This is a genomic window from Bradyrhizobium sp. AZCC 1577 (genome assembly GCF_036924575.1).
Taxonomy (GTDB): domain Bacteria; phylum Pseudomonadota; class Alphaproteobacteria; order Rhizobiales; family Xanthobacteraceae; genus Bradyrhizobium.
In genome coordinates, this window is the sequence record NZ_JAZHRQ010000001.1 from 7,011,847 (window position 1) to 7,023,981 (window position 12,135).

Here is a 12,135-nt window from a genome sequence, read left to right on the forward strand (position 1 = left end):
AAGCGAAGCAATCCACTTCTCCGCGCCGGGATAGTTGGATTGCTTCGTCGCTGCGCTCCTCGCAATGACGGAAGGAGCGGTCAGCCCTGCGCCCTCTCCACCTCCACCGCCTGCCAGGCGATGTCACGGCGGCAAAAACCATCCGGCCATTTGATGCGATCGACGGCCTGATAGGCACGCTCTCTCGCCTCAGTGACGGTCTTGCCCATCGCGCAGACGTTCAGCACGCGGCCGCCGTTGGCGACAATGCCACCATCCTTCGCAGCCGTACCGGCATGGAAGATTTCGACGCCCTCAATCTTGGCCGCATCATCGAGCCCGTCGATGCGCGTGCCCTTCTTGTAGTCGCCGGGATAACCCTTCGCCGCCATCACCACGGTCAGCGCCGGATCGGGAAACCAGCGCAGGTCGAAATGCTTCAGTTCTCCGTCGCAGGCCGCCAGAAACGCCGGCACGATGTCCGACATCATTCGCAGCATCAGCACCTGGCACTCGGGGTCGCCAAAGCGGACGTTGTATTCGAACAGTTTTGGCCCCTGCTCCGTCAGCATCACGCCGGCGTAGAGCACGCCGCGAAACGGCGCGCCGCGCTTCTTCATGCCCGCGACGGTCGGCAGGATGATCCGCGCCATGATCTGGTCGTGAATTTCAGCCGTCACGAACGGGGTCGGCGAATAGGCGCCCATGCCGCCGGTGTTCGGCCCCTCGTCGTGATCGAACACGCGCTTGTGGTCTTGCGCCGAGGCGAGCGGGATCGCGGTGTCGCCGTCGCATAGCGCAAAGAAGCTGATCTCGCGGCCGGCGAGGAATTCCTCGATCACGACTTCGGTACCGGCCGCGCCGAACGCGCCGTCGAACATCATGGCGATGGCAGCTTCCGCCTCAGCCAAAGTCTTCGCTACCACGACGCCCTTGCCGGCGGCCAACCCATCGGCCTTGACCACGATCGGCGCGCCCTGCGTGCGCACATAGGCGCGAGCGTCGGCCGCATTGTCAAAACGACGATAGGCGCCAGTCGGAATATCGAATTCGCGGCACAGGTCCTTCGTAAATCCCTTGGAGCCCTCGAGTTGCGCCGCCTGCTTGCTCGGACCGAACGCCTTGATGCCGGCACCAGCGAGATCGTCGACGATCCCGGCGGCAAGCGGCGTTTCAGGGCCGACCACGACGAGATCCACGGCGTTCGTTTTGCAGAACTCGATCACCGCGCCATGATTCGCAACGTCGAGCGCGACGCATTCAGCTTCGCGCGCGATGCCGGCATTGCCCGGCGCGCACCACAATTTGGTCAGCAGCGGGGAAGCGGCGATTTTCCACGCCAGAGCATGTTCGCGGCCGCCGGAACCGAGCAGGAGAATGTTCATGAATCTGGCCAGATACGGGAGTTCAAGGCCAAGTCGGTCGCATAAAACTCCCTCCCCCCGCAAGGGGAGCATCACGCTTGTGCAGAGGAGTTTCGCTACACTTTCCCCCCTGACGCGGCGATGATCTCCTGCAGCGTGGCGACATGGCGGGCGAAGGCGCCGCGGCCGGCCGCGGTCGCGGTTACCGTGGTCTGCGGCTTCTTGCCGACAAAGGCCTTTTCCACCGCGACATAACCGGCCTTGGCCAGCGTCTCGATATGGGCGCCGAGATTGCCGTCGGTAGCGCCGGTGAGTTGCTTCAGTTTTGAGAATTCCAGCCCGGTGCCCGATGGTAATGCGTTCAGCCCCGCCATGATCCGCAAGCGCAGGGGTTGATGGATGATATCGTCGATCTCGGCCATGGCGCTAGCTCCGGCGCATCCACCAGCCGCCGAGCATCAGCCCGCCGCCATCGACAAAGGCCATCCACAGGTCGAACCAGTCGCCGACCAGGAAGTATCCGACCAGCGCCAGTGCGCTGATGCAAAGACCGATCACGACAAAGGCTTGTCCGAACCAGAGTCCGGCGATGACGTAGAGCAGCATGAAATAAATTGGCCAGAACGTGCCCATTTGGCGCGGCGTGAAGTGGCCGAGCACGCTGGTGCAGAGGAACCCAAAGGCGAAGAACAGCACGAACGCGATCAGCATCCTGAAGTCGAAGGTGCGAATGCCTGTCTTGCGATATCCGAAGGCGCTGATCGCAAACGATCCCGCGACGCCCGCGACGTTCAGCGCGGCCCAGAAATAGCCGGCCTGGCGCGGCAGCAGAAACGAGCCGAGATAGCCGGCAAATACCAGCGCGCCCCACATGATCAGCATCAGGCTGGCGAGATGGTAGATCCGCGATTGCCGGACGCGGCGCGTCATCTCGTTGATGTCGGCGAGCGCCTCGGAGGCCGCGCGGCTGTCGATCATGTTGCCCATCCCCACCCCTTCGCCGCTATGACCCCGCCATGGCGCGCGTGGCAACATCTTCGGCGATGATGGATACCGCCTTCGGCGCGGCGACGATACCCATGTGGTTGATCCCGTCGAGCACCCTGACGTCGACCGCGACCTTCGCGCCACGCACGGCTTCGGCGTATTTGTCCGCGAGCATCAATTCGTCGTCGGCGCCGCAGATGATAGTGAGAGGTCTCGCCGCCGCAGCGAGATCGCGGCGGAAGTCGCTGCGCGCCGCAAAGTTGCGCATCAACCGGTCGGTATAGGTCGACACCAGCGTCTTCTCGGAGTTCGGTGGTACCGCGAGCGCCAGCACCGGCAGCGCCTCACAGCAGTTGACGCCGATGGCGCGTAGCGCCGTCAGCCCGAGGATGCGCGGGATATCGGCGCGCGCCCAGCCGCCGGAACTCGGCCGGGTGGAGGGAGCATCGTAGCCGAGATAGGGAGCGAGCAGCACGAAGCGCTCGAACAGGTTCTGAATCGGCGAGCCCGCCACGCGCAGCGTAAAGCCGCCGCCGGAGGAATGGCCGATCAAGGTCAGCGGCGCTGATGGCACGCTGCTGCGCAACACCGCGACGAAATCGGCGAGATCGTCCTCAAGCTGGCCGACATAGCCGATATCGCCGCGCGTGCCTGACGTGCCGTGGCCCCGCATATCGACCGCAAAGGTCTCCACGCCGTGCGCAGCCAGCGCCTGCGACAGCGCATGGATGGTGCCGCCGCTGGAGCCGGAGGAGCCATGAATCACGATCGCCACGCGCCCCGTCGGCGCGCCGCCCGCGCTATAATGGCGGAAACCGAGCCATGTGCCGTCGCGGGCCTGGAACCGCTCAATCGCAGGCAGGCTGGAAAGATCGACGGTGGCTCGCGCCCGCGAGATTGCTTGCAGTTCCGGCAACGGCTGCAGCGGCGTTGCCAGCAGGGCCAGCACCACCAGCGCCAGCACGCCGATGCCGCACAGGCCCCATTTCACGAGGCTCACGAAGCCGCGGATTAGGAATTTCAACATCGACCTCGCCTCGCCTGAACACAATGTAGAGAACTCTGTACTACAGAGTATTTGAGTTCCACAAGTCCTCGATTGGCGGGGATGATTAAAAATCCCTACGTTGCGGCAACGCCTCAAACGTCCGAATCAGTTGCCGATGCCGCCAGATAACCTGATCAACGCGCCCGAATTCACCGTCTCGGAACTCTCCTCCGCGCTGAAGCGGACGGTCGAGGACCGCTTTGGCCATGTCCGCGTCCGCGGCGAAATCTCCGGCTTTCGCGGGCCGCACTCCTCGGGTCATTGCTATTTCGCGCTGAAGGACGAGAGCGCCAAGATCGAGGCGGTGATCTGGAAGTTCGCCCATGCCCGGATGCGCTTCAAGCCGCAGGAGGGGCTTGAGGTCATCGCCACCGGCAAGCTCACGACTTATCCAAACTCCTCGAAATACCAGATCGTCATCGACTCGCTGGAGCCTGCCGGCATCGGCGCGCTGATGGCGCTGATGGAGGAGCGCAAGCGGAAGCTCGCCGCCGAGGGCCTGTTCGACGAGGCGCGCAAGCAATTGCTGCCGTGGCTGCCGGAAGTGATCGGGGTCGTCACCTCGCCGACAGGCGCGGTTATCAGAGACATCCTGCATCGGTTGGAGGACCGTTTTCCCCGCCGCGTGCTGGTGTGGCCCGTCAAGGTGCAGGGCGAAGGCTCGGCCGAGCAGGTTGCGGCCGCCATCCGCGGTTTCAACGCGCTACCCGAGACCGGACGAATCCCGCGGCCCGATCTCCTGATCGTCGCGCGCGGCGGCGGCTCCCTGGAGGATTTGTGGTCGTTCAACGAGGAGATCGTGGTTCGCGCTGCCGCCGATAGCGTGATCCCGCTGATCTCGGCCGTCGGCCACGAGACCGATATCACGCTGATCGATTTCGCCGCCGACAAGCGCGCGCCGACGCCGACGGCGGCGGCCGAAATGGCCGTTCCCGTGCGCAGCGAATTGTTCGCCGAGGTGGAAAGCCTGGCGCGCCGCACCATGGTGTGCTGGCAACGCGGCCAGGAGAGCCGCCGCAACGAATTGCGCGCCACCGCCCGCGCGCTGCCGAGCTTGAGCGAACTGCTCGCGATCCCCAGGCAGCGGCTGGATCACCTCGGCGCCGCCCTGCCCCGCGCATTGAAGGCCAATACGCACGCCCATCACCGCCGCTTTTCGCATCTCAGCGCCGGCCTGACGCTGAAGGTGTTGCGCGGACAGGTCGCGCAGGCCAGCCATCGTCTCACGGTGTCGGGTGAACGGATCAGGCTGTCCGCCCGCGCCCTGCTGCGCAACCGGCGCGACCGCTTTGCCGGGCTGGAGGTCAGGCTCAAGGCATCAAAACTCTCCAACGCCCAGGCCCAGCGCAATGCCATCGCACGCGACCGCGAACGCACGCAACGGCTGGCCGAGCGCGCCCGCCGCGCGCTTCTGACCGCCATGCAGCGTCTCGACGCGCGGGTCGCCCATAGCGGGCAATTGCTGTCGGCGCTGTCCTATCGCGGCGTGCTCGCCCGCGGCTTTGCCCTGGTGCGCGACGAGCACGGCCACGCCGTCCATGCCGCCGCCGCGGTCGGACCGAGCGCACGCCTCTCAGTCGAATTCGCCGACGGCCGCGTGGGCGTCACCGCGGATGCGGACCGGCCGGCCGCGACGACTGCCCCCGCGAGCCCTGCCAAGCCAGCCCCGCGCGAGGCCAAGCCGGCAGCGCCGAAGCGCGTGCCAAAACCGGTCGATCAGGGAAGCCTGTTCTAGTTTAGCGCGCCAGCCACTCCGTGACGCGCTGTTGCGCATCCTTTCGCGCATCCGCGTCGGTGCCGATATGGCCGTGTTCGGGCAATGCCGCGTCGGCCCCCGCGATCGCCCGCAGCGGAAGGTTGGCGCGGTCGAAATCGTGAGCCGCCCCAGGATAGACCACGATTCGCGCCAGCGCGCTGCGGCCGCGAGCTCCCTCCACCATCTGACGGCAGGCGTGTGGCGAACTGACGTCGTCCTTCGCGCCAATCAACAGCAGCGTCGGCACCCGCGTGCTCCAGCCGAGGCCGGAGGAGATCCGGCAGTCCGGATAGAATGCGATGGCCGAGCGGAAATCCGGGTCAGTCCCGCGCGAAGATGATTGCGGGCGTACCGCCCACAGCACCGCGCTGGCGCCGTTGGCCCATCCGATCAGGCTGATGCGGTCACGCGCGACCCAGGGCTGCTGCAACAGCCATCGCCGCGACGCGTTGACGTCGGCCACCCGCTCGCGACGGGCAAGCACGCGGCGCTCGTTGACGCGGCATTGCGGGTCGAGCTCGCGCGAACCGTAACTGTCCGGCAACAGCACGGCATGGCCGGACTTCAGGAGCTGTTCCGCCCAGTCACGGTAGCGCGGCAGCACCGGCTCGGATTGCCCGCTCAATCCGCCGCAGCCATGCAGCGCGATTACCGTGGGAAATGGCCCGTCACCATCAGGCTTGTAGAGCTGCGCGTGCAGGGTCAGTCCGGTCGCCGGAATATCGACCTGGCGGGGGGTCGGCAACGGCGTGGCACTGGCCGTGGAGGCCGCAGCAAGGAGCGTCAGGAATAGCGTTGCTGACAACAGGCGCATCGGTCTCTGTCGGATCGGTATGACGCTGCGGGCACGATGAAATTCACGCTATCATGCAGGTGGGCGCAAAATCATCACAAGTAGGTCAGTTTGCGGGGCGGACAGTACGACCTATTTATGATAGATCGAATCCACAAAAATTACACTTAAGGCCAGCCCGCGGGCCGGCCCATCGGAGAGTTTGACGGTGCTCAATAAATTCGGCCCCTCGGGCCATGGCGAAGCGCAGGTGCAATATCTGGACGGCGATTTCCGCGTGATCTCGCCCGGAACCTACGTGCGCTGCGCCGTCACCGACGTGCGGATTCCGCTCGACGAATTGAAGTACTGGAGCGTCGATCTGCAGGAGGCCTATTCGGTTCCCGGCGCCGTGCTGCAGCGGCACTTTCCCGGTGCGCTGAAGACGCAGGGTTAAGATCGCTTCTCGCGCGCCTTGAATAGCCGGTCGGCGACGAATTTTCGCAGGCGCGCAGGATCGTCGAACTCCAGCGTTACCGCGAACGGCACGATGTGCTGCCGATCGCGCAGCCGCGCCAGATCCTTTTCCGTCGTCACCAATGTCAGCCCGTCGCGCTCGGCCTCGGTAATCAAGCCTTCGATCTCGGCTTGTGAATACGGATGATGATCGGCGAAGGCCTGCTGCCTGACGACATCGATGCCGCTTGAGCGCAGCGTGTTGAAGAATCGCACGGGATCGCCGATGCCGGCAAATGCCAGCACGCGCTTGCCCCGAAGCGCGGCGACCGGCGCGTCATCCGGCTTCAGATGCGCGCGCAGTACCGGCTTGCCCTGTGCGGCAATCTCGGCGGCCACTGGCTCGGCAGCGGTGCCGTTGCCGACAATGATCAGCGCGTCGGTGCGGGCCAATTGCGGCCGCAGCGGCGCGCGCAGCGGTCCGGCGGGAAATACCTTCCCGTTGCCAAGTCCGCGTTCGCTGTCGATCACGATCAGGGATGCGTCCTTGATGATCGACGGATTCTGGAAGCCGTCGTCCATCAGGATCACGGTCGCGCCTTGCGAGCGCGCCAGCGGCACGCCGTCGGCGCGCTTGCGCGACACCACGACCGGCAGATGGCCTGCCAGCATCAGCGGTTCGTCGCCGACATCGGCCGCCGCGTGCCGCTCAGGATCGACCCGGACCGGCCCGCGCAATTCGCCGCCATAGCCGCGGCTCAGCACGACCGGCGTCTCGCCGAGGTCGCGCATGAGCTTCGCCAGCGCCAGCACAGTCGGCGTCTTGCCGGCGCCGCCGACGTGGTAATTGCCGACGCAGAGCACCGGAATGCCGGCATTCAATCCCTTGCGCTGCAGGCGCTGTGCGGCGATGGCGCCATAGAGCGCGCCGAGCGGTTTCAACAGATGCGAGTTGAGCGAGGACGGGCCGTGCCAGAAGCCCGGCTCACGCATTGCCGGTTCCCATCTCGATCCGCAACTGCAGCAGATACGGCTCAAGCGCAGAGAGCGTTCGCTCCAGCGCGCCGCCGAGCTGACCGACCACGCGCTCGGATGCGGTGAGCACGGCTTCGCGCGCCTTGGGATCGGCGAGCATCTGCCCGAACTGATTGACCAGCGCTTCCTGCGTATCGGCCCGCCGCGCGCCGCCCGCTGAATCGAGGGCTTCGTAGACGTCGGTGAAGTTGAAGACGTGAGGGCCGTGGACGATCGAGGCGCCGAGCTTGATCGCCTCGATCGGATTCTGCCCGCCATGCTCGACCAGCGATCCGCCCATGAATACGATCGGCGCCAGCCTGTAGAACAGTCCCAGTTCGCCCATGGTGTCGGCGACATAAATGTCGGTCGTGGCGGTAGGCAAGTCCTCGTGCGAGCGCAGGGTCGGATTGAGGCCCGAAGCGGAGATCATGCGCGCGATGGCCTCGCCGCGGTCGGGGTGCCGCGGCACGATCACCGTCAGCAGCCCCGGGAAGAATCCGGCGAGCGTCCGGTGGGTTGCCGTCACGATTTCTTCTTCGCCCGGATGCGTGGAGGCCGCAACCACCACCGGGCGGCCGCGCGTCATCGACATCAGCATATCCAGCTTGTTGGCGTCAGCCGGCGGCGCGGGAACGTCGAGCTTGAGATTTCCCGTGATCATGACGTTGCGGCTGCCCAGCGCGGCAAAGCGATCCGCATCGGTCTGCGACTGCGCCAGGCAGATGTCGAACTTGTCGAGCAGCGCCGAAATGGTGCCGGCGACACGACGCCAGCGCGGAAACGAGCGCTGCGACATCCGTCCATTGATCAGCACCATCGGCAGCCGCCGCGCGGCACTCGACAGGATCAGGTTCGGCCAAAGATCGGACTCGATGAACAGCGCCAGCGACGGACGCCAATGATCGAGGAATCGCGCGACGTAGCGCGGCGAGTCATAGGGGACATATTGATGGATGACGTCAGGGGGGAACCGCTTGGCGACGATCGCAGCCGAAGTCACCGTGCCCGACGTCAGGAGGATGCGCAGGTCCAAGGCCCGCAGCCGCTCGATCAGCGCAGCCGCCGCCAGCACTTCGCCGACGCTGGCGCCGTGAATCCACACAAGAGGCCCTGCGGGGCGAACATCGGCGCTCATGCCGCGGCGCTCGCCGACCCGCGCCGGGTCCTCCTTGCCGAGCTTCAAGCGCCGGTTGATGACGGCAGGCGACAACGGAACCATCACGGAGGACAGTTTCCGGTAGACGCGCAACGTCATCGGCAGTGGATCAGCCAAGAGCTGCCTCCGGACGCCCGACAGCCGCGTAGGCGCGACGAGTCGCTTCGTTCAGCAAAGCTTCTACCTGAAGGCGCAGCTTTTCCATAGTCTCGGCGTCGGCATCCGGCGGCACGTATATATGTTCAATGCCTACCACGGCACCGCGCCCGAATGGCAAATTGATGGTGGTGGAGTCCCAGTTTTTCAACCGGATGAACCGGCTGGTCACCATCGCAAAGGGCATGATCGGCCGGCCAGACTCCCGCGCCAGCATGATGATGCCAAGCCCGACCACCCGCGCGCGCTTCGGCACGTCGGCAGTGGTAGCGACGTTCCATTTGTCTTCCAGCGCCTGCAGCATCTCCCGAAACGCGCCGACGCCGCCCTTGCGGTGGAAGGCGCCACTATGATCGCCGGAGCCCCTGATGGTTCCGATGCCGAGCCGCTCGGCAGCGATGGCGTTGAACTCGCCGTCGCGGTGTCGCGAGATCAGGACCTTGGCGCGGTGGCTCTCCTTCTTCTTAATGAACGGCGTCATGAAATGCTGGCCGTGCCAGAACGCGAAGATCGCCGGCATCTCCGGCTCGACGATGTCGTAGACGTTGGCGGGGTCATAACTGAAGCGGTTGGTCAGCCAGACCAGCCGCAGATATTCGGCCGCAAGCACACCCAGCGCGCGCTGAACCCAAGTGCTGCGCAGCAAATCGCGAAGGAGGCGTTTCAACTGGAGGACTTCGTGTCTTGACCTGGGTCGAGCAGCCGGTGGAGGTGAACCACGAAGTAGCGCATGTGGGCATTATCGACGGTCTGCTGCGCCTTCGCCTTCCAGGCCGCGTAAGCGGATGCGTAATTGGGATACACGCCGACGATATCGACCTGGTCGAGGTCCTTGAACGTGACGTGTTCGAGATCCGTCAACTCGCCGCCGATGACGAGATGCAGCAATTGCTGCGGGGCACTATCTGGCATGATGGTCTTTCCTAACGAGGTGCCCGGCGAGCAAGATCGATATTGTGAATCGCGGTATGAACGGGATGATTTGTGGCACGGATTTCAACCGATTCAGGGCAGCCGACGATCCTGGAAATGCTCGACAATGCGCGCATGCCGATCGTATCCCGCTGCCACAAGCACCCCGTGCACCACCTCCCGGCGATTATACTCAATCGCATCCCCCGAGAGCGCGGTCATTCTACCATTCGCTTCCTGCACGATCAAATTCGCCGCGGCAAGATCCCAATCGCGGCTTTGGCCGCCTGCAAAAGCGGCATCGAGACTGCCATCGGCGACCCGGCACAGCCTCAGCGCCAGCGATCCGATTCGCGGATGCAGCGTGATGTCGTCCGGTGACGAACTCAGCCGCTGCACCAGCGGCTTTGGGCCGGCCATGCGCGAAAAATCGAGCTCCGTTCCTGCGGATGCACGGACCCGCTTTCCGTTCAGCATGGTGCCCTTGCCGCGCATTGCGAAAAAGAATTCGTCGCTGGCAGGCGCGAACACCGCCGCCAGTACCGGGGTTGAACCCGAAACCAGCGCCACGCTCACGCACCAGTCTTCACGATGCGCGAGATAGGCGCGGGTGCCATCGATCGGATCGACGATCCAGACCAGTTCCTTGCCGAGCCGTGTGTCATCATCGACGCTTTCCTCGGACAGCCAGCCATATTCCGGCGTCGCCGCGCGCAGCCGCCGCTCGACGAGGTCGTTGACGGCGATATCGGCCTCGGAGACCGGCGAGGAAGTGCCCTTGGTCCAGTTCTTCAATTCGGTGCGAAACAGCGATAGCGCCAGCGCGCCGGCTTCGCGCACGGTGTCCTTCAGCAGCGCGGCATCGCGCGCCCAGATCCGGTCGGCGGTATCAGCGTCCGCCAAGCGTCAAGCCCTCGATGCGGAGCGTCGGCGCGTTGACGCCGTAGCGGAATTCCAGGTCGTTGGCCGGAACGAGCGATTTGAACATCTCCAGCAGGTGGCCGGCGATCGTCACCTCGCTGACGGGGTAAGTGAGCTCGCCGTTCTCGATCCAGAAACCGGAGGCGCCGCGGCTGTAATCGCCGGTCACGCCGTTGACACCGGAGCCGATCAGGTCAGTGACGTAAAAGCCCTGCTTGATGTCGGCGATCAGTTCCTTCGGCGTCATCGCGCCGGGTTCAAGATGCAGATTGTACGACCCCGGCGACGGCGACGAGGAGACGCCGCGATGGGCATGTCCGGTCGTGACCATCCCGAGCTCGCGGGCGGTGGCGCAGTCCAGCAGCCAGGTGGTCAGCACGCCCTCGTCGATGAGCGCAAGCTTCTTCACTCTGACGCCCTCGGCGTCAAAGGTCTGCGAGCGCAGGCCGCGCACGCGTAAGGGGTCGTCGATGATGCGGATGTTCCTCGAAAACAACTGCTCGCCGAGCTTGTCCTTGAGGAAGCTGGTCTTGCGCGCAATCGAAGCGCCGTTGATGGCGCCGACGAGATGACCGACCAGCGACCCCGAGGCCCGGGGATCGTAGACGACCGGCACCTTGCAGGTCTCGACCTTGCGCGGATTGGAACGCGCCACGGTACGCTCGCCTGCCCTGCGGCCGACGCTCTCGGGAGAATCGAGGTCGGACGCATGCGGGGCCGAGGTGAAGTCGTAATCGCGCTCCATGCTGGTGCCTTCGCCGGAGATCGCGGTCACCGAGATGCCGTGGCTGGAGCGCAAATATGAGCCGTGGAAGCCGGTCGAGGTCACCAGCACCATGCCGCCGATGCCGCTCGAGGCAGACGCACCGCTCGACTTGGTCACGCCCTTGACTGCCAGAGCTGCGGCTTCCGCTTCGCAGGCACGCCGCTCGAGTTCGCTCGTGGTCGGAATATTGCGGTCGAGCAGATCGAGCTCGGCGAACTCGCGCGCGAGCAGCGAGGGATCGGCGAGGCCGACATATTTGTCGTCGGGCGCGACGCGGGCCATTGCGACCGCCCGCTCGGCTAACTTGGCGACGCCGTCGCCGGAAATATCGTTGGTCGAGACCACCGCCTGACGCTGGCCGACCAGCACGCGCAATCCGACGTCGTCGCCTTCGGAACGCTCGGATTCCTCGACCCGGCCATCGCGGACTTCGACGCCTTGCGAAACCCCGCGCACCGCGACCGCATCGGCGGCATCCGCGCCCGCACGCTTGGCGGCCTCGACCAGCCGCTGCGCCAGCGTCGAGAGCGCCGATTGATCGAACAGGTCGGAAGTTGCGGGGGCCTTCGAAAGCGGCGAAGCCGTAGATGGTGAAGAGTTCACAAACAAAATCCCTGACATTGAAGGGTTCGGACGCCGGCCGGCAAGGCCCTGAGATGTGCCTGATTCACAGGGATTTCAAGCATTTTGCGACGCCAAATACCAAACATTTTCGGCACCGCCGCAAGGTCTCGTCAATCATGCTGGCGGGTGACGTTGGGTTAACCAGGCTTTTTAAGGCGAAACGGAAATCGCTCGGCTAAGGTCTCGCGTATCGACCGGGAACATAATCCCGGCGGGGAGAT

13 protein-coding genes are annotated in these 12,135 nt (G+C 64.9%); 2 read left to right on the forward strand and 11 right to left on the reverse strand.

Translation table 11 applies throughout. The features are described 5' to 3' along the window. Positions 1–80: 80 nt before the first annotated feature. The 4 genes from purD to V1278_RS33195 all read right to left on the reverse strand — a co-directional run bounded on the left by purD (position 81) and on the right by V1278_RS33195 (position 3,357). Positions 81–1,364 (reverse strand): phosphoribosylamine--glycine ligase, encoded by a 1,284-nt coding sequence (gene purD, locus V1278_RS33180; protein ID WP_334383628.1) that lies wholly within the window; start codon positions 1,362–1,364, stop codon positions 81–83. A 95-nt stretch (positions 1,365–1,459) separates the two neighbouring features. Beyond that, positions 1,460–1,765: a winged helix-turn-helix domain-containing protein gene (locus V1278_RS33185; RefSeq protein ID WP_275189683.1), complete on the reverse strand. Its 306-nt coding sequence runs from the start codon at positions 1,763–1,765 to the stop codon at positions 1,460–1,462. Between the two features lie 4 nt (positions 1,766–1,769). Then, positions 1,770–2,321 (reverse strand): hypothetical protein, encoded by a 552-nt coding sequence (locus V1278_RS33190; protein ID WP_334366738.1) that lies wholly within the window; start codon positions 2,319–2,321, stop codon positions 1,770–1,772. Positions 2,322–2,346: 25 nt separating this feature from the next. After that, a complete protein-coding gene (locus tag V1278_RS33195; RefSeq protein WP_334366737.1) occupies positions 2,347–3,357 on the reverse strand; it encodes an alpha/beta fold hydrolase in 1,011 nt (336 codons plus the stop codon). 136 nt (positions 3,358–3,493) lie between these two features. Between V1278_RS33195 and xseA the strand changes: the two genes are divergently transcribed. Beyond that, the gene (xseA, locus tag V1278_RS33200; RefSeq protein WP_334366736.1) at positions 3,494–5,113 is read left to right on the forward strand and encodes an exodeoxyribonuclease VII large subunit; all 1,620 of its coding nucleotides are present in this window, start codon (positions 3,494–3,496) and stop codon (positions 5,111–5,113) included. Between the two features lies 1 nt (position 5,114). Here the strand turns inward: xseA and V1278_RS33205 are convergent, their stop codons facing one another. Continuing rightward, a complete protein-coding gene (locus V1278_RS33205; protein WP_334366735.1) occupies positions 5,115–5,948 on the reverse strand; it encodes a dienelactone hydrolase family protein in 834 nt (277 codons plus the stop codon). A 187-nt stretch (positions 5,949–6,135) separates the two neighbouring features. Between V1278_RS33205 and V1278_RS33210 the strand changes: the two genes are divergently transcribed. Then, positions 6,136–6,363: a DUF2093 domain-containing protein gene (locus V1278_RS33210; RefSeq protein ID WP_057842324.1), complete on the forward strand. Its 228-nt coding sequence runs from the start codon at positions 6,136–6,138 to the stop codon at positions 6,361–6,363. Here the strand turns inward: V1278_RS33210 and lpxK are convergent. From lpxK to V1278_RS33240, 6 genes are all read right to left on the reverse strand, one after another. Further along, positions 6,360–7,355 carry a tetraacyldisaccharide 4'-kinase gene (lpxK, locus tag V1278_RS33215; RefSeq protein ID WP_334366734.1) on the reverse strand — a complete coding sequence of 332 codons (996 nt, stop codon included), beginning with the start codon at positions 7,353–7,355 and terminating at the stop codon, positions 6,360–6,362. The two genes, V1278_RS33210 and lpxK, sit on opposite strands and share 4 nt — an antisense overlap. Continuing rightward, positions 7,348–8,652: a 3-deoxy-D-manno-octulosonic acid transferase gene (locus V1278_RS33220; protein ID WP_334366733.1), complete on the reverse strand. Its 1,305-nt coding sequence runs from the start codon at positions 8,650–8,652 to the stop codon at positions 7,348–7,350. The genes lpxK and V1278_RS33220 overlap by 8 nt, the downstream gene beginning before the upstream one ends. Next, on the reverse strand, positions 8,645–9,358 hold the full coding sequence (locus V1278_RS33225) for a lysophospholipid acyltransferase family protein (RefSeq protein ID WP_334366732.1): 714 nt from the start codon (positions 9,356–9,358) through the stop codon (positions 8,645–8,647). Before V1278_RS33225 ends, V1278_RS33220 begins: the two co-directional genes overlap by 8 nt. Next, on the reverse strand, positions 9,355–9,603 hold the full coding sequence (locus V1278_RS33230) for a DUF4170 domain-containing protein (protein ID WP_028351494.1): 249 nt from the start codon (positions 9,601–9,603) through the stop codon (positions 9,355–9,357). Before V1278_RS33230 ends, V1278_RS33225 begins: the two co-directional genes overlap by 4 nt. A 93-nt stretch (positions 9,604–9,696) precedes the next feature. Continuing rightward, complete coding sequence (locus V1278_RS33235) at positions 9,697–10,506, reverse strand: inositol monophosphatase family protein (protein ID WP_334383629.1); 810 nt, start codon at positions 10,504–10,506, stop codon at positions 9,697–9,699. Then, positions 10,493–11,893, reverse strand: a complete 1,401-nt coding sequence (locus V1278_RS33240) for a TldD/PmbA family protein (RefSeq protein WP_334366730.1) — start codon at positions 11,891–11,893, stop codon at positions 10,493–10,495. Before V1278_RS33240 ends, V1278_RS33235 begins: the two co-directional genes overlap by 14 nt. Positions 11,894–12,135: the final 242 nt, after the last annotated feature.

Coding starts and splice junctions, on each gene's coding strand:
- lpxK (WP_334366734.1), bottom strand. CDS start 7,355: ATGCGTGAGCCGGGCTTCTGGCACGGCCCGTCCTCGCTCAACTCGCAT.
- V1278_RS33185 (WP_275189683.1), bottom strand. CDS start 1,765: ATGGCCGAGATCGACGATATCATCCATCAACCCCTGCGCTTGCGGATC.
- V1278_RS33205 (WP_334366735.1), bottom strand. CDS start 5,948: ATGCGCCTGTTGTCAGCAACGCTATTCCTGACGCTCCTTGCTGCGGCC.
- purD (WP_334383628.1), bottom strand. CDS start 1,364: ATGAACATTCTCCTGCTCGGTTCCGGCGGCCGCGAACATGCTCTGGCG.
- V1278_RS33230 (WP_028351494.1), bottom strand. CDS start 9,603: ATGCCAGATAGTGCCCCGCAGCAATTGCTGCATCTCGTCATCGGCGGC.
- V1278_RS33190 (WP_334366738.1), bottom strand. CDS start 2,321: ATGATCGACAGCCGCGCGGCCTCCGAGGCGCTCGCCGACATCAACGAG.
- xseA (WP_334366736.1), top strand. CDS start 3,494: ATGCCGCCAGATAACCTGATCAACGCGCCCGAATTCACCGTCTCGGAA.
- V1278_RS33195 (WP_334366737.1), bottom strand. CDS start 3,357: ATGTTGAAATTCCTAATCCGCGGCTTCGTGAGCCTCGTGAAATGGGGC.